Annotated in this window: 15 protein-coding genes; 1 reads left to right on the top strand and 14 read right to left on the bottom strand. The window is 61.9% G+C overall.

The annotated features are described in order from the left end of the window. Positions 1-10 precede the first annotated feature (10 nt). The 13 genes from METUNV2_RS0101365 to METUNV2_RS18780 form a co-directional block, all read right to left on the bottom strand. On the bottom strand, positions 11-2,386 hold the full coding sequence (locus METUNV2_RS0101365) for a PEP-utilizing enzyme (protein WP_026187777.1): 2,376 nt from the start codon (positions 2,384-2,386) through the stop codon (positions 11-13). Beyond that, positions 2,383-4,302 (bottom strand): LIC12162 family transferase, encoded by a 1,920-nt coding sequence (locus METUNV2_RS0101360; protein ID WP_081618492.1) that lies wholly within the window; start codon positions 4,300-4,302, stop codon positions 2,383-2,385. Before METUNV2_RS0101360 ends, METUNV2_RS0101365 begins: the two co-directional genes overlap by 4 nt. Continuing rightward, entirely contained in the window at positions 4,275-4,967 is a 693-nt protein-coding gene (locus METUNV2_RS0101355; protein ID WP_026187776.1) for an acylneuraminate cytidylyltransferase family protein, read from the bottom strand. The genes METUNV2_RS0101360 and METUNV2_RS0101355 overlap by 28 nt, the downstream gene beginning before the upstream one ends. Before the next feature lie 28 nt (positions 4,968-4,995). Further along, on the bottom strand, positions 4,996-5,664 hold the full coding sequence (locus METUNV2_RS19430) for a class I SAM-dependent methyltransferase (protein WP_198288836.1): 669 nt from the start codon (positions 5,662-5,664) through the stop codon (positions 4,996-4,998). A 15-nt stretch (positions 5,665-5,679) separates the two neighbouring features. Next, positions 5,680-6,681 (bottom strand): GNAT family N-acetyltransferase, encoded by a 1,002-nt coding sequence (locus METUNV2_RS18785; RefSeq protein WP_018227720.1) that lies wholly within the window; start codon positions 6,679-6,681, stop codon positions 5,680-5,682. A 3-nt stretch (positions 6,682-6,684) separates the two neighbouring features. Next, positions 6,685-7,728, bottom strand: coding sequence for a nucleotidyltransferase family protein (locus METUNV2_RS0101345; RefSeq protein ID WP_018227719.1), 1,044 nt, complete (start codon positions 7,726-7,728; stop codon positions 6,685-6,687). A gap of 3 nt (positions 7,729-7,731) precedes the next feature. Next, a complete protein-coding gene (neuB, locus tag METUNV2_RS0101340; protein WP_026187774.1) occupies positions 7,732-8,826 on the bottom strand; it encodes an N-acetylneuraminate synthase in 1,095 nt (364 codons plus the stop codon). Next, positions 8,819-9,571: a hypothetical protein gene (locus METUNV2_RS0101335; RefSeq protein WP_198288835.1), complete on the bottom strand. Its 753-nt coding sequence runs from the start codon at positions 9,569-9,571 to the stop codon at positions 8,819-8,821. The genes neuB and METUNV2_RS0101335 overlap by 8 nt, the downstream gene beginning before the upstream one ends. A gap of 298 nt (positions 9,572-9,869) precedes the next feature. Then, positions 9,870-11,033, bottom strand: a complete 1,164-nt coding sequence (neuC, locus tag METUNV2_RS0101330) for a UDP-N-acetylglucosamine 2-epimerase (RefSeq protein ID WP_026187773.1) — start codon at positions 11,031-11,033, stop codon at positions 9,870-9,872. Further along, entirely contained in the window at positions 11,030-12,190 is a 1,161-nt protein-coding gene (locus METUNV2_RS0101325; protein ID WP_018227715.1) for a LegC family aminotransferase, read from the bottom strand. Before METUNV2_RS0101325 ends, neuC begins: the two co-directional genes overlap by 4 nt. A gap of 8 nt (positions 12,191-12,198) precedes the next feature. After that, positions 12,199-13,206: an NAD-dependent 4,6-dehydratase LegB gene (locus METUNV2_RS0101320; RefSeq protein ID WP_026187772.1), complete on the bottom strand. Its 1,008-nt coding sequence runs from the start codon at positions 13,204-13,206 to the stop codon at positions 12,199-12,201. A 21-nt stretch (positions 13,207-13,227) separates the two neighbouring features. After that, positions 13,228-15,006: an ABC transporter ATP-binding protein gene (locus METUNV2_RS0101315; protein ID WP_018227713.1), complete on the bottom strand. Its 1,779-nt coding sequence runs from the start codon at positions 15,004-15,006 to the stop codon at positions 13,228-13,230. Continuing rightward, the gene (locus tag METUNV2_RS18780) at positions 15,003-15,410 is read right to left on the bottom strand and encodes a MarR family EPS-associated transcriptional regulator (protein ID WP_018227712.1); all 408 of its coding nucleotides are present in this window, start codon (positions 15,408-15,410) and stop codon (positions 15,003-15,005) included. Before METUNV2_RS18780 ends, METUNV2_RS0101315 begins: the two co-directional genes overlap by 4 nt. A gap of 90 nt (positions 15,411-15,500) precedes the next feature. Here METUNV2_RS18780 and waaA point away from each other — a divergent pair, with 90 nt between their 5' ends. After that, positions 15,501-16,763, top strand: a complete 1,263-nt coding sequence (waaA, locus tag METUNV2_RS0101305) for a lipid IV(A) 3-deoxy-D-manno-octulosonic acid transferase (protein WP_018227711.1) — start codon at positions 15,501-15,503, stop codon at positions 16,761-16,763. On the opposite strand, the gene METUNV2_RS0101300 is transcribed toward waaA, so the two are convergent. After that, complete coding sequence (locus METUNV2_RS0101300) at positions 16,750-17,937, bottom strand: TIGR03790 family protein (protein ID WP_026187771.1); 1,188 nt, start codon at positions 17,935-17,937, stop codon at positions 16,750-16,752. The genes waaA and METUNV2_RS0101300 overlap by 14 nt on opposite strands. Between the last annotated feature and the right edge of the window lie 9 nt (positions 17,938-17,946).

Below are 17,946 nucleotides of genomic sequence, written 5' to 3'. Positions count from 1 at the left end.
TCTTTTCCGTTCAGTGCAAGGGGGTGATCAGGCCGGCGGAACAGTCGAGACTGAGCCGGCGGGCCTGCAGAAAAGCTTCGAAGCGCTGCTCGCCGCAGCCGATGGCGGCCGGAATGCCGAACTCGGCGCAGCGTATCGCCATGTGCGAATTGGCGCCGCCGTACTTGGTGACCAGACCGGCAATGCGCTGCGCGAATATCCAGTCATAGCCGGGATCGGCGTTCTCGATCAGCACGATGCGGCCTTCCAGCACAGGAGCGACCTGGCGCGCATCGAGGCAGACCAGATCTGCGGTCACCTTGAGGCCGGTGATGAAATTCGGCTGGCTGACCTGAAACGGCACGACATGCACGCCGGCTTCATCGAACAGCACCTGTGGCAGCCGGATCGCCGAGGTGAGTGCATGACGCTCGGCTTCGCGTTCCGCGATCGAGCGGAGGCGCTCCTCCACCGATGCATCGGCACTGCACAGCGCAACATCGAGCAGCGGGCCGACCGGCACATGCGACATTTCCTCACGGCTCAGGCCGTGGCGCTCTCCGAAGTCGGCGATCAGTTCCAGCATGGCGCTGACCGAGCGGGTAAACACGAACTTGCCGTACTCGCGGCCAGCGATCGCGGCCGCGCAGTACGCCAGCAGACGATCGCAGTCCATGCCCTCCAGCGCCTCCTCCCGCAGCAGCGAATCGATTGCGGCGCGCTGCCGGGCATCCGGTTCAAAGGCTGACGGATGCCCGCCCGGCTCGCCCTGTGCCGTGCCACCGGAGGTGGCGAAGTCCTGCATCTGGTCATAGCGCGGCGACAGGATGTCGTAGGTACCGGGGCGCAGATGGCCGTACCGCTGCATGAAGGCATCGCGGGCCAGCGCACCGGTCTGTAGCCGCCGCATGTCGTCAACCAGGTCGCCGGCCACGGTGCGCACGCCGGCCTGAAAGCGGGCCACGTCATCGGCGGACAGCGCGCCGCGCGCCACCAGCGACAGCAGCAGGGTGCGCGCGATGAAGCCGTGGCGCGCCAGCACCGCGAACGGCTCGGTGCCCTGCCGGCTGCAGTCCTCGATCATCGGCAGCAGTGCGCACAGGCCGCTGTCCGCCGCCGGCAGCCGTTGTGCGGCCAGTGCGTCCACCCGCGCCAGCGCGGCGGTGATCGCCCCCTCGTCCTCACCGCGCAGCAGCGGCAGCGTGAGCCTGCGCAGCGCATCGCGGAACAGCCGGCGTTCGTCGGCCGACAGCGCATCGCCCACCAGACGGTCGAGCTTGTCGTCGACATCGAAACTGAAGGTGGTGATGGCCACCTCGAACTCGATCTTGTCGTGCAGTTCCGGATGCGCGCGCAGTCGCGCCACCCAGGCATCGACCAGTTTGCCGGAGACCGTCGCCGGCAGATCCGCCGGCAGGTAGGAATGAAAACTGAGCCGGGTATCGATGAAGGGCTGACCGGCCAGCGACACCATCAGGGCCTGACCGGAGGGCGTGGCGTAACCCATGCTCGCGCGGGCGCGCCGCCACGCATGGTCGGTGATCAGCGTACGGTACAGCGACAGCGCGAGCGCACGCGGCGCGCGACCGATCATTTCCGCCGGATTCCAGTCCGGCATCTGGCCAAGCACGGTGGTGTGACCGAACACGCCGTGCGCCGGACGCAGACGCTCGCGCACGAAGGTCTGGATGCCGCGCAGCTCGGCGTCGATGCGTCGGGCCACCGCCCGGTTCCAGTTCGGCTGGGTGGTGATCGCGCGCACCTGCAGCAGATAGGGCTGCAGCGCCTCATCGAGCGCGAACTCGATGTCGAGGAACTGGCTGCCGAGCAGCTGTTCCAGTTCTTGCACCGCGGCAATCAGTCGCTGGAAGCGTTCCGACCGGATCGCGTCCGCGGCGCCGCGGTGAATGCAGAGCGTGCGGTTGGCGTACTCGCCACCGCCCGAAGTGACCGTATTGGTCAGCCCGGACACGTCGTCATAATTGATGACGTAGTAAGGAGCACCGGTATTGAGATCGTGGGTGAACACCACGCCGCTCATCACCGTATTGCGGAGAAAGACCTGAACGATGACTTCGTCCCGCCCCCTTACGTCGGAACCGCAACGGTCATAGCTTGCAATGACCGTCTCTATGGCTGCGGTGAGTGCGGCACGGTCCTGCAGATCGACGTCCAGCACTGAATCATAGGCTCCGGCCTTGGATGAAAGGCTGCCATCCTCATCAACGGCCGAAGAACGCACGACGACCGCCGCACACTGCAATTCCGTCTGGATGCGTTCCAGTACCGCATCACGGTTGCGTTGGAAATCAAAGACGGAAAAGGAAACGAACGCCGGTACTCGACTGCATCTGACCTGAGGAAGCAGGCGTGCAAGCATTCCCGCCTTAGATGCCACTGCTGTCATGAATGCTCCTCTGCAGTCTGTGCAGGTACAGCGGTGAAACGTCCATGCATCAGCGCCAGAACGTGCGCCTGCAGGGCCTCCTCCGAACCGAGATTACGGCGAAGGAACGCTGACCGAGCTGTCCTCACAGAACTGCTGTTCCACCATGCATCGGGATCATCGAGGATGGTTTCAAGGAAATCTGCCGCCTCGGTAGGATCAGGATGAAAGATCCGGGCAGAGATCAATTCGTCGAAGAAATCTTGGTACTGTTCTTCAAGGTAATACGAAGCTTGATTGAAAAGCACGATGGTGGGTACATCAGCCAGAAGCGCCTGGATATATGTTGTGGAACAGTAGTCAGTGACAACTACTCGGCACCGGTTAAGCAATTGAGTACTGCTGCCCTGACCCTGGTCATCAAGCACGCCAACTCGATTCAGCAGCGATGCAGCGAACCGCCTGTCGAGGCTGTGAACGCCGAACGTTTCCCGCTTCCAGGCGGGATAATCACGATAGTAGATACGCTTGCATATCTCTGGCGCGAGGCCATCAAAGAATGCATTTTTCATGGCGAGATAGCGTGCGGAGTTAATCGTCCCCGAAGTGCTGTAACCGGCGCTGGTCACTGTCGGTCTCGTCACACAGACGCCAGAAACGTACAGAACGTCGATATCCGGTCTGACACGGCGGCCCTCGATCCAACCAAAACATGACCCGGCGGGTACGACCTTGGAATACCGGGCATCTGCCCAGCCTAGCGACAGGTACACATCAACTTTGCGAGACATGTACCAGACCATGTTTCCTAAATACTGCTGCTGCAGATAGTTATGCTCACACAGAGCAACGGAAATGCCGCTCTCCGCACCCACTCCGCACAGAAGCAAGGAATCTTCATCCAGGCTTTCATTGACGATCCAGCGGAGGTCAGTCAATCCCGCGAGCCTGCTCCGCGCCGCCTCCATTCGTCCGGATAATGTCTCCAGCCAGCTGGCCGGCGCCGACATGCGCAGTGACTCGAAGAACAGACGATCAAAGTCATCAGCCCCCTCCGGGGGCTCTGCCAGAACGGCGCGCCAATCGTGTCTGACCACGACCGGTTCTCCAGACGGAAACGATTGGGGCAGTTCAAACCGGACCCGTCCCAGTGATCGCAATTCAATGCGCTGGCGCGCTTCAGTGCGCCAGTAGAGATGAGTGGCCAGGAGGCGGGGAGAGACCCATCTTCGCAGCACGCGTACGAGCAACTCGGGGAGCAGCTCGCGCCGACGTCTCCACAGTCGGGCGAACCGTCCAGAACCGGGCATGACCGCTTGTGCACGCCGGGGCTCCGGAGCCAGCTCCCTGTCCGGCATGTGTGCCTCCATCAATCGGAGCCGGTCCGGAAAGAGCCGAGCATAATCGGTCACCAGACGTTCGTCCCCGCCCTCCTCGAATTGAAAGCACTGACGGTATGCGCCCTCATTCGGCGGCACCCAGCCTGCCCTGCGCTGGCTCGCGGAGCGGACAAAAGCTGCACCATTCACCTCTGCGAGCAACTCACACGCCCTGATTATCCGAAGGACATTGCTGACATGCATCAGCAATGACATGCCCATGACACGTTCCCAGAACAGATCCGGGTGATTCAATCCGTGGATGCGTCGCAGACGATTGGCCAGCAACGGAACATATCGCGCATAGCGTTGACGTTCGCAGGTTGCGGCATGCGCGAACGCATCCTTGTTCTCCGGTTCAGTTTCAAGCACGTGCAGCGCAGAAAACGCCGCGCCATGTTGCTCAACCAGGCGCGCAGATACATCACTGCCCAACACCCACCATCGGGTCGCCACAGGCACATGCGGCGCACAAGCGGAGTGAGCGATCAGCAGATTCCCTGTGCCAGTCGTTGCATGCGCGTCTGACATCAGGGCCTCACTCCACAGGCGAGACATTCCGCAATCCGCCAGTCGAACTCTGTGTCGATATCAACCGCCTCAGCCGGATCATCCATAACCAGCGGCTGGGCGCCTGGCGGCACGAAAGATCGCTTGCTCCTCAGGCATTCCGGGGTGATGAGATAGAAGGCTCCGTTGATCATGTAGGCAGGAGGAAGATCCTGCGAGCGAACATCCCTGGGCGCATCCGGCATGAATGAGATCAATCGCTGGTCTTCGATGCGGTAAGACCAGTACGGATGGGTACTTACGGGAGAAACCCCGACGAGCGCATTGCTCCCGCATTGCTGAAAGAGAGCCAGACCGGCCTCCACTGACTCACGCCGGCGCAGCGGTGATGTGGGCTGCAACAGAAGCAGCGCGTCCACGGTCCCGTGCTGCATCTCAAACCAGTCGAGCGCGTGGAGCGCTACATCGACGGATCCTGCGATGTCCGTTGCCAGATGAGCAGGTCTGAGCCAAGGAACGCGAGCTCCAGCAGACGAGGCCACAGCGGCGATGCCCGGATCGTCGGTGGATACCAGCACGTCCACTACGCCTTCGACACCCCGTACGGCATCCAGTGTCCATACGATCAACGGCTTCCCGGCAAGATCACGGACATTCTTGCCCGGAACTCTCTTGGAACCGCCGCGAGCTGGAATGAGAGCAAGAACCTTCACGCTGTTTCTATCATCGGCAATGGCTGGATCAGGGACGAGAGGCGGAGATGAGCCACTCCTTCACCACACTGGTACGCCCGTCGTAACTTGCACTGAGCATTTCGATCGCGTCGGCGCGATACGGGGCAATGAGTTCGGGAATGTCACCCAGGCGAGTGAAACGACACATTCCCTTACCCATCAACGGACCCTCGGCGCACCGCCATGCATCACGCCCAGCAGGCTCTCCGGTACCGTCGCCCCAGCTGCCTTCAGCGAAAGTTCGGGAGAACAACCGGCCACCGGATCGCGTGACCCGCGCCGCTTCCGCATAGATCGCGCGCGCCGATTCGTAGCCATTGCATGAGAGCGCCTCGATATCGATTACCGCATCAAAATGACCGTCGTTGAACGGGAGCTCCCCGATATCGCCAACGTGCAGGGAACTGTGCTCGCGCCACCCCGGTGATTCCGCATCAAGTCGGCGGGCGGCACGCTCGACCGCGGTCGGTGACCCATCAACTCCGCAAAATGCAAAGCCCTCTCGGGCAAGAAACCAGAGATTCGCTCCAGGACCACACCCGAGTTCAAGAAAGCGCACATCCTTTCTGTTGGGTGCGCGGTAGTAGCCACGTGCAACAAAGCGGATCAGTTCTTCTCCAGGATACTTTCCCCATTCCTGGCTGGCGAAGATATCTTCCCAAACGGGATCCCACATGATGACTCTGAGCTCCTATCGATAAAACAGCACCCGCGTCGACGCGGTGATTTGAATGTTCATGCGGGCGGCAATGCCCGCGTAGAGATCGATGTCATGAATGGCGCGGCCGACACGAAATGTCCTCCGCAGGCGAGAGAACCCGGCCTTGAAACGCAGGAGTGCATTGCCGGGATCACGGTCGGTGCCGCCTCCCAGGTAAAGCCGATGCAAGCCGCTTTCCCTGGCCATTCGGGCAGCTGCATCAATCAGCAGATTGGTGGCAGCGAGCGCGCGCCCCTCCTCCGTGGTGGCCGAAAGATGATATTCAAGCGTGAGTGCGCCAGCGAGGAAAAGCCCGGCCGACATCCACTCGTCGTCGCCAATCCGGCGGCAAACCAGCAACCGAATACCGTTCAGGCCAGCCAGGCGCGAGAAGTATTCATCTCCGAACAGATAGAAATCATCAGCGCCAAGCCGCGCCATACCCTCGCGGTAAAAAGACGCGAAACGGGACGCAATCTCGCTGGAGGGACAGGCCACGACCTCCAGCCCGAATTTCTCTGCCTTGCGCACGGCTGTCCGGCTCCTTACCTCATAGCCCGCACGGATATCCGGAACGCTCACATCCATTACAACGGTGGCGCGGTCCTCGTGCACCTCACCGCCGTAGACCTGCCATTCCGACGCCATCGGATGAAGGCGAACGAATTCGGCAACCACGCCATGGGTACGACACCAGGCGGCATACTCGCGCCAGATTTCGGCTGGTGACAGCCGAAAACCTGGGCTCGAGACAGGGCCGCCATAGCCATAGGCCGACTGAAAGTCGCTGCTCGTCTCGCCCGGAATGCGGGCACGGTGCACCGCATGCAGCCAGAAATCCGCGCCGCTTCGGCGCGCGACGAAAACCGGATGCAGACAAGGATCACGCCCCGCATCAGCCACAACATAGGCCGGTGCAAGCGTGGCGATCCGACGTTCCGCCGGCAGCGATTCGTACAGGCCAGTCGCATCCGACAGGCTGATCTCCTCCATCGATTAGAAGTCCGTCTGCGCGCGCTTGAAATCGTCCGGCCGCCCGATGTCAAGCCAGTATTCGTGGATCGGAAACATGGCGACCTTGCGACCATCTCCGAGGAGAGACTGGACCAGATCCGGCATGTCTATCCTGCGCGGCGGGCGTACTCGGGCGATGGCCTCCGGCGATACGACATAGATGCCCGCATTGACGAAGAAGCGGTGGACCGGCTTTTCCACGATGCCCGTTACCTGCATGTCGCTTCCTTCCACCACCCCGAACGGTACCTGCATGTCGTACTCACGCACACACAAGGTCATGGCCGACTGCTGGGATAGATGGAAATCAAGAAGAGCGGCCGGGTCCAGTCGGGTAAGTACATCGCCATTCATGACAATGACCGGCTCCTCACCCAGATCAGGCAGAAGACCCAGTGCACCACCAGTGCCGAGAGGGGTGTCCTCCTCGACATACTTGATGCTGATGCCCCAGCGGTCGCCGTCACCGAAGTGTTGCTTGATCCGTTCGGCGAGATAGTGAACCGAAATGTAGAAGCGGTGGAAGCCCGCAGCGATGAAACTCTCGAGTATCGATTCGAGGATAGGCTTGCCACCGACATTCAGCAGCGGCTTCGGACAGTCGTCAGTCAGCGGTCGAAGACGGGTGCCGAAGCCGCCTGCCATCAGGAAGACCGGCGTATCGCATCGTGGTGAAGCCAGAAGATTGTGATAGGTTTCAAGGCCTTGCAACACACCATCGGCGTCAACCAAGGGAATGTGCAGGAGGGAATGCGCTTCCATCAATTTGCGCAGCACCTCCTTTGGCTGTCCGGCCAGCGCAGTGCGTGGCTGAGCGTTCATCACTGAGCTGACCTGTGCATCCAGCCCGACCCGGTTCAGCAACGCTCGACGAACATCGCCATCAGTCAGTATGCCCAGCAGACAGCCGGCAGCATCGACCACCATGACCAACCGAAGCCCGCCGCCGTCGAGCACACGCAATGCGTCGTTCAGGGTCGCGTCAGATGCGACAAGTATCTGACGCCAAGGAGCAGATGCCGCCATCGCTCAGCTTCCGTCCCGCTCAATCAGTTCGTCCGCGTCGAAATCGCGTACCGCGGAACGCCCGAGCATGTCCCAGTAGTCGAACGGCGATATCCCGCTTCCAGGCCGCTTGCAGGTCAAATTCTCCGCCGTCCAGCGCTCTCCGCGAACCACCGGTCGAGCAGCGACCAAACTTCTCCTCGCGATCACTCGATTGCCTGCCTCGACCGGAGCCATGCGCTTCCGGCCTTCGCCAAGCGCGCTTTCGATTGCTCTGACACCCGCTACCATGTCCCGCAACTCCTCCGGCTCCAGCGAGGCCCGGTGATCAGGCCCTGGCAGCGTGCGATCCAGCGTGAAGTGCTTTTCTATGACGCGCGCGCCACGTGCCACCGCTGCCAACGGAATGACTATGCCGGGGGTATGATCAGAAAGGCCGGTCGGCAAGCCGAACGCCGCTGAAAGGGTATCCATCGCTCGCAGATTCACCTGATCGAATGGAGTCGGGTATTCAGTGGTGCAATGCAGGAGCGACACTTTCTCCTGCAACACGGCCTGTCCTTCCGTGCTATCGAACGCATCGGCAAAAGCCTGTCGCGACGGAACCCCGGCTCTGCCGAGATATCCATAGGCCAGAACGCCAAGAGCGCTTTCGACTTCGCCCAGACTACTCATTCCAGTAGACAGAATGACTGGGCGCCCGAAACGGGCGACATGCAAAAGAAAGGGAGCGTTGGTAATTTCTCCGGACGGCAGCTTGATCAGCTCCAATCCGAGCGCTTCAATCAGAAACGTCGCGCTGTCAGGATCAAACGGCGTCGACAGGAAGCGAATACCGATCTGCTCGCAGTGACGCACGAGTGCTCGATGACTTTCCGCCGACAGTTCAAGCTTGCGCACCATGTCGAGCTGGCTCTCATCGTTGCCAGTATTGGATATCTGGTACTCGGCCTTCGGCGCCAAACGACTGACCACCGCTTCAGACCTGAAGGTCTGAAATTTCACGGCGTCAGCTCCTGCAGCACGGGCCACGTCGATCAGTTGGATCGCCATCTCGAGCGAACCATTGTGATTCACGCCTGCTTCGGCGATCACGAACACGCGCTGTCCATCATTCATTCATCTTCTCCACGCAGTCACGCAGCGCATCGCGGATGCGTCGCATATCAGATTCGTCATATCGCTGATCTATCGGCAGACTGAGCACCTCAGATGCAAGACAGCGCGCTTCGATCGACGCCTCGCTCCCCAGTTTCCAGTGAACAGGGCAGTAGATCGCATGCGCGGAAAGTGCCGCACGCAGTTCATCTCGTTGGCCCTGCGTGACACGAATCACATAGGTCAACGGCACCTCATCTGGCCCAAGCGAACGATGGAGAGGCTGCACCCCGTCGAAGCCTTCGCCCACCAACGCACTTAACGACAGCCAGTTGGACCGGCGGCGATGGTTTGCCTTGACCACGTCAGCCCGATCCAGAATCTGACTTGCCATCCATGAGCAGTGCCGGGGCGGTGCATTCGACAGACGGGCCTCGGACGCAGCCACCCACTCCAGGTAGCGGCCTTCACCTTCGGGAAGGTCACGGATCAGCTGCGCAGCAGTCCGCTGCGCGACGAAATCGTCATCCGGACACTCCAGCACCGCCTCCAGGTCGTCAAATCGCGTGGCAAGCAGTGCACCATCCGAAACCGGCCACCATTTGCGGAGACTGGCGATCACGTAGTCACCGGTCCGGCCGCACTCTGACGTGTAAGGCGCCTGGACACAATCCTCAAGCAGCAACCCCTGGCCGGCGGCAGATGCCCAGTCAATCATTCGGCGATTGAATCGGCCGAAGTAATGCACGCACAATACGATGTCCATCTGGCCCGGTGCAGGCAGGCCAGTCGCGGCGGACGGATGCGGCCCATCGGCATAGGTCCTGACTTCCACGGCTAGGCGGGCCGCAACATCCGGCACGCTCGGACATACATAGTCTGGCAACCACAACGCGCCCCCCGGACGACGACGCTTCCAGTCACGCAAGGCGAGCTGCAAGGCGGAGCGGCCGGTGTCGCACCGGACCATCCTGTTCGCCCCTCCAAACACTGGCCATGCAGCGCCACGCACCGGGCCCAGCAACATAGCCGGGTACAGCGGCATCTCGCCGCCTATTGGCCGCTCACACATCATGAAAGCGCTTCCTCAGAACACGAGGCAGCGCCTCTTCCGCGAGCAGGCGACATATCTGCACCGATGCGTTGCAGTCGCCGTAGAGCGAAACCGTTTGCGGCAGTTCTGATCGAAAAGCCGGACTCAACGCACGAGCCAGAGCAGCCTGAATCGCATCCGCATGCCCCTCGCAATCGATGATCGAAGCAGCTTTCAGACGTCCTTCCTGGCGGGGCCCGATATTGACCGTGGCCACCTTCAGTGCCGGCGCCTCGACAATGCCGCTAGATGAATTTCCGACGACTGCGTCCGCAAGCCTCATCAGACTGAGGTATCGGACCTGCCCGAGCGAGGTGGCGCAGACTGTCGGCCCGGAGCGAGCAAGCGCCCAAGCTTCCGCCAGTTCGGCAAGACGGCGCCCTCCTGCGTCTGCATTGGGACGGGTCAGAACAACCGTCGCCGCCGGATAGGCATCCAGAGCGGATGTCATCGCACTGAAGGCATGCTCCGGATCTTGATCACCCAGGGTCACCGGATGATAGGTAACCAGAAAGAATGGGGGACGGATCGAAATGCCCAGATCGCGCTCGAGTTCCTCGCGCGTCAGCACCTGCAGGCGGTTCACTGAATCCAGTCCTGGGTCACCCACATTGAATACGCGCTCGGGCTGCTCGCCCAGCTGCATCACCCGGCGCCGATAAGGCTCGGCAGCGACGAAATGGAACCAGGACGCTTTGCTTATGGCGTGCCGTATCCAGTCGTCCACCGCACCTTCAGTCACTTCGCCTCCGGAAATGTGCGCAACCGGAATGTCCATCAGCGATGCAGCCTGCGCTGCAGCGAGAATTTCGTATCGGTCCCCAAGCACGACAACAACGTCGGGAGCAAGCCGGCGGAAGCTGTCCGCAAATCCGATCAGCCCGAGCCCTAGCGACTTCACCATGCCTGTACGACTGTCGCTTGCAAGCTGCGATTCGACGACATCATCCAGGCTGAAACCGTCCTGCTCGATTTCACGCACCGTCAGTCCGAACTCAGGCGCAAGGTGCATGCCGGTCACCACCACTTGCAGCGTGAGATCGGGATGCGCAAGGATCGATTGCATCAAGCCACGCAACAAGCCGTACTCGGCACGACTGCCGGTGACGACGCAGACTTTACGCAGGGGACTCAAGGCATGTCCTCGACACGCGGACTGCTGGGAAGGCTCACTACCCGGTCGGCAAGCCACTCCGCATTCGCCAGCTCACCAGCCGGGGCGGACGCATACATCGGCAGACAATTCATCAGCTGCCAGATCGGGCGCGTACCCACGCCCGCGGCGGTCGTGATCGAGAGCAGGTGATCGCGTGCCATCCGGTCTTCGCAAATGACGGCGTTCAACCAGTAATTCGATCGACAGCCTGCAGGCTCATCGACGAACCGGTATTCACTGTCCAAGAAGAAATCGCGGTAACGATCAGCCAGCGCCCGCTTGGCACCGACAAAACGCTCGAGCTGCTCAATCTGTGCGCACCCCAGCGCCGCATTCAGATTCGGCAAGCGGTAGTTGTAGCCCACTTCGTCATGCACGTACTCATAGGGATGCGACAACTTGGCGGTCGTCGTCAGATGTTTGGCGTGCCGGGCCATGGCCGCATCTTCGAACAGCATCATGCCCCCGCCACCTGTAGTGACGATCTTGTTGCCGTTGAAGCTGAGCACGCCAACCTGACCGAAGCGTCCGGTATGTCGTCCTTGGTACAGACTGCCCAGCGACTCAGCCGCGTCCTCAACCAACGCGACCCCCCAGTCCTCGCATACCCGGACCAACGCGTCCAGACGGACTGGATGGCCGAAAGTGTGCATCGGGACGCAGGCGCGCAGCACCTGCCCCGTCGACTTCAGCACGGCCCCCTGCTCGCGACGCTCCGCGTGCTGTTCGAGATAAGCGCTCAGAGCGGTGGGCGAAAGCCCCAACGTATCGGTATCGACATCGATGAACAGCGGCGACGCACCGCAGTAGGCGATCGCGTTACAGGTCGCAACGAACGTGAGCGGCTGGGTGATGACCAGATCTCCAGGCTGCACACCGACAAGGCGAAGCGCCGAATGCAGTGCCGCGGTACCGTTTACCGTCGCCACTGCCGCCACCGCCCCGGTGTATGCGCTCACCATCTGCTCGAATCGGTCGACGTATGCGCCCACGCTGGATACGAATGTGGACGCCACGCAGTCCCGCACGTAATCCTGCTCTCGTCCGTCAAAGCACGGCGCGTGCAGCGGCACGATCGCGCCTCCCGGATAGAGCGTACGTACGAAGTCGACAATGTCGTTGGATGCGGAACTCATCGGCTGGCCTAAATGTTGTAGATGTCCGACTTGTAGCCCGCCAGATTGGCAGGATCACGGAACCACTCGATGGTCTTCTGCAGCCCCCGGCGAAAGCCCTCAACACCGGCGAATTCGGGGCGCCAATTGAACAGCTGCTCCGCCTTTGCATTGCTGGCCCACAGCCGTTCAACTTCCGATTTCGCGGGCCTGAAACGCGCCTCATCAGATTCGATATCGAGCTCCACGCCCATCAGCTCGGCGATCAATCGAGCGGTATCACCGACCGAAATCTCATAATTGCTGCCTACATTCACAGTCTCGCCAGCCCACCCATCCGACTCCAGCGCAGCGATGAACCCGCGAACGGTGTCGCCCACGAAATTGAAATCCCGTGTGGGCGAGATAGCACCGAGACGGATCCGGCTGCGTCCGCTTGCCAGCTGGATGATGATCGACGGAATGACTGCGCGGGCCGACTGCCGGGGACCATAGGTGTTGAACGGACGCACCGTCACCACCGGAAGACCGAAAGAAGCATGAAAAGAATAGGCAAGCTGGTCTGCAGCGATCTTGGTCGCCGAATACGGAGACTGTCCAGCCAGCGGATGTTCTTCCGTGATCGGCACGAAGCGCGCGGTGCCATAGACTTCGCTGGTCGAGGTGTGAATGACCCGGGAAATCCCCATGTCGCGCGCAGCCTGCAGCACATTCAGCGTGCCACGGACATTGGTATCCACATACGCATCGGGCGAATGATATGAAAACGGAATTGCAATCAACGCAGCCAGATGCAGCACCGCATCACAACCCTTCATGGCCTCTCGCACACCGTAGGGATCGCGTACATCCCCGGCAAACACCTCGAACTGCCCCTTCAGTTCGGCTGGTACATGATCGAGCCAGCCCCACGAATTGAAGGAGTTGTAGAACACGAAAGCGCGTACCGAATAACCGGCGCGCACCAGCGCTTCTGTCAGATGGGAACCGATGAAACCATCGGCGCCGGTCACCAGAATCTTCCTGTTTCCGCTCATGGGAATTTGCTCACCTCTGAATCACTCTGTTTCGGTCACGGGGATGCGCGAAGACAGCACCTGAGCCGCCTCCCCTTCTGCCACTACCCGTCCTGCGTCCAGACGATAGATGCGGTCACAGTGCTCGACGGTACTCAAGCGGTGCGCTACGACAATGATGGTTTTCACGCCGTGCATAGCTCGTATGGCGTTCATCACCTCGCGCTCCGTATCCACATCCAGCGCACTGGTGGCTTCGTCGAGGACGAGCACATCCGGGTCGTGGTAGAGGGCGCGGGCAATCCCGATACGCTGACGCTGACCGCCGGACAGGCGCACACCACGTTCACCGATCGCGCAATCCAGCCCTGCAGGAGAAGCGGTCACAAAGGCTTCGAGTTGGGCAAGGCGGACTGCTCGCCATACCGCCGCCTCATCGACCTGCTCCGGTGGCACCCCGAAGGCCACGTTGGCGCGCAAAGTGTCGTCTGTCAGGTAGATGGTCTGTGGTACGTAGCCGATACAGCGGCGCCAGGCGGGCAGGCTATTGGCCACGTCAGCGCCGTCTACCTCAAGTCGCCCTTCCTGTGGCTCCAGCAGACCGAGCAACACGTCGACCACGGTACTTTTACCCGCGCCACTCGAGCCGACAATTCCAACGGTCTCACCCTTGGCAACACGCAGCGACACTTCGGTTATCGAAGAGTGCGCAGCCGACGGATACCGGTAGCTTGCCTTCCGCAGGCCAATCTCGGTGGAAAACGGCAAACTCTTCTCGCGCTCGTTACCGTTCAATTTCATTGCCGGAGTCGCCACCAGCTCGCGCGCCACCATATCGGTCACCACCTGACCGTAGCGCAAATTCTGTAGTGCGGTCAGTACGCGATTCATTGAAGGCATCAGCCGGAAAGCAGCTGCAGCAAACAGGCCAACCGTCGGCAACGCATCGATTGCCGAATGCCCCCTAAGTGCCTCCAGGACAACCAGCAACGCGACCGCGCAAACGGCCAGCGTCTCCAACCAGAGTCGGGGCAGCTGCTGCAGCCCCGCTTGGCGCGCAGCAGCATATGAATTAGCGACATTGTGTCGATCAAATGCGTCGACAAAGCTCGATTCCCTGCCGAACAACTTGACATCCTTCACGCCACCCAGCCCCTGCTGCAGGTGCTGCAGCCGGAGACCTTCCTGCCTTTGTCGTTCGCTGCCCCATTCCGCTGTCTTCGCTCGTGCGAAGAGATGGAAGGCGACCGACGCACCTCCCACGAATACGGCGACGAGCAAGGTACCCACCGGCTCCATCCAAAGAAGCACGCCCCCAAGCCCCAGCAGCACCATGGACTCTGCCAGCAGCAGCATTCCCGGCATCAGTGCATGACTTGCAAAAAAATTGGCCTCGGTAGTCACATTTCGAATCAGCTCGGCTGAATTGTGCTCAACGTGAAAGATGTAGGGCTGTGCGAGGTAATGCACAAACAGCCGATGTGACACGTCTGCCTGAACGTCATAGGCAAAGCGAGCCTGCATCTGGCTCAGGGCGGCCAGATAAGCGTTCTTGAAGATGTAGACGAATGCGAGTACGGATACGACTGCCACAGCAACAGAATCCGGCCCAAAGCGCGCGGACCAGAGGGCGAATTGCGCGGAGATTTGCCCGCCACCCAGAAAGTCCTGACGGGTCATCACGCTGATCACCGGAATGACCAGACTGACCCCGAGCATTTCAAACAGCACACCCACGAGCATGAGTACCAGTAAGCGCAGCGCAATCCGTCGATGAGCCTCACCCAACACCCCGGAAACCTGACAGAACGCATCTCTCACCGGGCACCTCCGGACGAGGCTGACGCATTGCCGCCCCCGTCTGATGCAACCTCGTGCGCCGCTGCAGTCTCAGAAGTGCACGTCACATTGCCAGCCTCCCTCCTCAGCTCGGCAATCTCTGCACATACCTTGTCATACTCTGCAAGCTTGAGCTTCAGATAGCGCAGCGACACCCGCGCCTTCTCCTCGAAACCGGCCGGGGTCAGGAAATACATGTAGGCGAGCTTGTTGCGGCTGTTGCGGAAATTGCGGGCCTTGACCAGGCCGCGCTCGATCAGCGCATTGAGGCAGAAATTGACCTTGCCTACACTGATGCCCAGCGCCTGCGCGAGCTGTCGTTGCGACAGTTCGGGGTTTGCTTCCAGCAGTTTCAGCAGGCGGTATCGGGTCTGTTCGTCGAGCATCGTGCGTTCATTGATTGAACGCGCGAATTACACACGCAGCCGCCCTTACTGTCAATTCGGCCGACATCCGGCTGCTATGCTCGCGCCCTCATGATGCGCGCCTTCTACACCCTGATCTGGCTGCTCGGCCTGCCGCTTGCGCTGTTGCGCACCCGGCTGCGCGGCCGACGCGAACCCGGCTATCTCGAAGACATCGGCGGTCGTCTCGGCCTGGGCAAGCAGCCCCCCGCCCGTCCCACGCTCTGGCTGCATGCGGTGTCGGTCGGCGAAACCCGCGCGGCGGCGCCGCTGCTGGCGGCGCTGCGCGCGCGCCACCCGGACCACCGCATCCTGATCACCCAGATGACCGCCACCGGGCGCGCGACCGCACGTCAGCTGTATGGCGATTTCGCAGAATTCGCCTGGCTGCCCTGGGATCTGCCCTGGGCACAGCGCGCCTTCCTGCGTCGCTGGCAGCCGGCGCTGGGTGTCGTGATGGAAACCGAAATCTGGCCGAATCTGCTGCGTGAATGCCGCCGGGCCGGCGTACCGGTGGTGCTGGCGAACGCGCGGCTGTCGGCGCGCTCGGCTGCGCGCTACGCGCGACTGGGCGGTTTCGTACGTGCGGCACTTCAGGACTTTTCGGCGCTCATCGCCCAGACCGGGGACGATGCAGCGCGGCTGTCCGCACTCGGCGCGCGACAGGTCGCGGTAGCCGGCAACCTGAAGTTCGACATCGAACCGCCGGCCGGTCAGCTCGACCTGGGCCAGCGCTGGCGCCAAGCGCTCGGCGCGCGTCGCGTGCTGCTGCTGGCCAGCACCCGCGAAGATGAGGAAACCCTGCTGCTCGACGCCCTGTTGCCGGCACTGCCGGCCGACGTGCTGATCGCGCTGGTGCCGCGTCACCCGCAACGCTTCGATGAGGTGGCCGGACTGGTCCGGACGCGAGGCCTGAAACTGCGCCGACGCAGCGCCGGAGAACTGCCGGACGCGGACACCCGGATCTGGCTGGGTGACGCGATGGGCGAAATGTTCGCCTGGTACGCGCTGGCAGATCTGGCGCTGATCGGCGGCAGCTGGCAGCCGCTGGGCGGGCAGAACCTGATCGAGGCCTGCGCGGTCGGCTGTCCGGTCATCGTCGGACCACATACCTTCAACTTCACTCAAGTCACCGCCGATGCGATCGCCGACGGAGCCGCCCGCAGAGCGAACGATCCGTCGGAAGCGGCGGCGCTTGCCGCGCAACTGCTGGCCGCCCCACCCACCCTCGCCGCAATGGGTACAGCAGGCCTGGCCTTCGCCCATGCTCACCGCGGCGCCACCGAACGCACGATGGCACTGATCGGGCCGCTGCTGCCGCCTACCTCACCCTGACCGCACCCGCCTGAACATTGAGCCGCTGCCGGCCGTGGCCGGGTGGAATCTGCACGGTGCCGACCAGACGATAGGGGCCAACCACACTGGGCGCGGTCTCGATCACCGCCCGGCGTCCGGCTGCGGAATGGCTTTCCAGCCACCAGCCCTGCTCGTCACGCGAGGTGCGCATGCCGAAAGGGCGCGCCAGCGGTTCGCCGACGAACACGCCTTCGCCCGGCCAGGCCACGCTCTTCCAGTAGGCCTCGATCAGCGTGTCGCCCTCTGCATAGAAGGTCATCAGGATGCCCGGGTGCGGGAACTTGCCCAGGTGGTTGCACGGTTCGACCACCGTGCCGTAACTCGCGGTAGCGCCGGCCCTGAGCCATTCCAGCACGCTCATCTGCGACGGATTGTCGAGCAGCTGGCCGCCGAAAGAGGTCAGGTGGTCGGCCGGCGCGCCGGGTAAAAAGCCGAAGCCGTCCAGCCCCGGCACCCGCACCGCGCCGGTGAAATAGCCCAGCACATCCTTGTGCCCGACGGCTTCGGCCGCCGTCACGCTGAGCACCTGCAGCCCGGTCAGGCGGTCCACTACTTCATCGAAATAGGTCGCTCTCACATTGCGCGCCGCGTCTTCGGTGCGCACCAGATAGACATGGCCTTTCGGGTAGCTGTAATCGGCCGCGATACCGCGGTCGATCAGCCGCCTGACCTGGTCCACCGATTCGCCGGCAAGCATCATGGCCGGCTTCGGTCGGGGCGCATCAGGTGCGGCGTTGCGCCCGCCGTTGAACAGCCCGCTGGCCTGGGTCGGCCCGCAGCTGGCGGAGCAGAAGCGCTCGTCGTAACCGAAGGCGAAAGCCGACGTGATGCTCATGCACCCGGCCCGCCAGGGCTTGGTCCAGGCCAGCGCAAAGGCCTGCACGCCATCCGGCAGCTTGCCGTTCACCTCGGCGTACAGCGCCTCGAACTCCTGCCGGCTCAGCGCCGCACGGTCATGCGGCAGCCTGACCTCGATCACGTTGGTTTCGGGAATGCCGCGGCGAAGACGGTAGTAAGTGCCGGCATCGACACTGGCAGGGTCCGACACATTGATCACTACCGCCAGTTCGGCCGGGCCGAGGGCCAGGGCGGCCGCGGTAGGGCAACTTGCCGCCAGAACAGTCAATGCGCGCAAGGCAACGCGCCGCAGCATCAACGCTCC

This window comes from Methyloversatilis universalis EHg5, assembly GCF_000378945.1.
In the GTDB taxonomy this organism is placed as follows: Bacteria; Pseudomonadota; Gammaproteobacteria; order Burkholderiales; family Rhodocyclaceae; genus Methyloversatilis; species Methyloversatilis universalis_A.
The sequence above is the reverse complement of the archived record's forward strand: the minus strand, read 5'-3'. Positions and strand labels throughout refer to the sequence as shown.

What these genes read in the sequence shown, in the direction of transcription:
- METUNV2_RS0101365 (WP_026187777.1), bottom strand. Translation starts at nt 2,386, where the DNA reads ATGACAGCAGTGGCATCTAAGGCGGGAATGCTTGCACGCCTGCTTCCT.
- METUNV2_RS0101360 (WP_081618492.1), bottom strand. Translation starts at nt 4,302, where the DNA reads ATGTCTCGCCTGTGGAGTGAGGCCCTGATGTCAGACGCGCATGCAACG.
- METUNV2_RS19430 (WP_198288836.1), bottom strand. Translation starts at nt 5,664, where the DNA reads ATGTGGGATCCCGTTTGGGAAGATATCTTCGCCAGCCAGGAATGGGGA.
- METUNV2_RS18785 (WP_018227720.1), bottom strand. Translation starts at nt 6,681, where the DNA reads ATGGAGGAGATCAGCCTGTCGGATGCGACTGGCCTGTACGAATCGCTG.
- METUNV2_RS0101345 (WP_018227719.1), bottom strand. Translation starts at nt 7,728, where the DNA reads ATGGCGGCATCTGCTCCTTGGCGTCAGATACTTGTCGCATCTGACGCG.
- neuB (WP_026187774.1), bottom strand. Translation starts at nt 8,826, where the DNA reads ATGAATGATGGACAGCGCGTGTTCGTGATCGCCGAAGCAGGCGTGAAT.
- METUNV2_RS0101335 (WP_198288835.1), bottom strand. Translation starts at nt 9,571, where the DNA reads ATGGACATCGTATTGTGCGTGCATTACTTCGGCCGATTCAATCGCCGA.
- METUNV2_RS0101325 (WP_018227715.1), bottom strand. Translation starts at nt 12,190, where the DNA reads ATGAGTTCCGCATCCAACGACATTGTCGACTTCGTACGTACGCTCTAT.
- METUNV2_RS0101320 (WP_026187772.1), bottom strand. Translation starts at nt 13,206, where the DNA reads ATGAGCGGAAACAGGAAGATTCTGGTGACCGGCGCCGATGGTTTCATC.
- METUNV2_RS18780 (WP_018227712.1), bottom strand. Translation starts at nt 15,410, where the DNA reads ATGCTCGACGAACAGACCCGATACCGCCTGCTGAAACTGCTGGAAGCA.
- waaA (WP_018227711.1), top strand. Translation starts at nt 15,501, where the DNA reads ATGATGCGCGCCTTCTACACCCTGATCTGGCTGCTCGGCCTGCCGCTT.
- METUNV2_RS0101300 (WP_026187771.1), bottom strand. Translation starts at nt 17,937, where the DNA reads ATGCTGCGGCGCGTTGCCTTGCGCGCATTGACTGTTCTGGCGGCAAGT.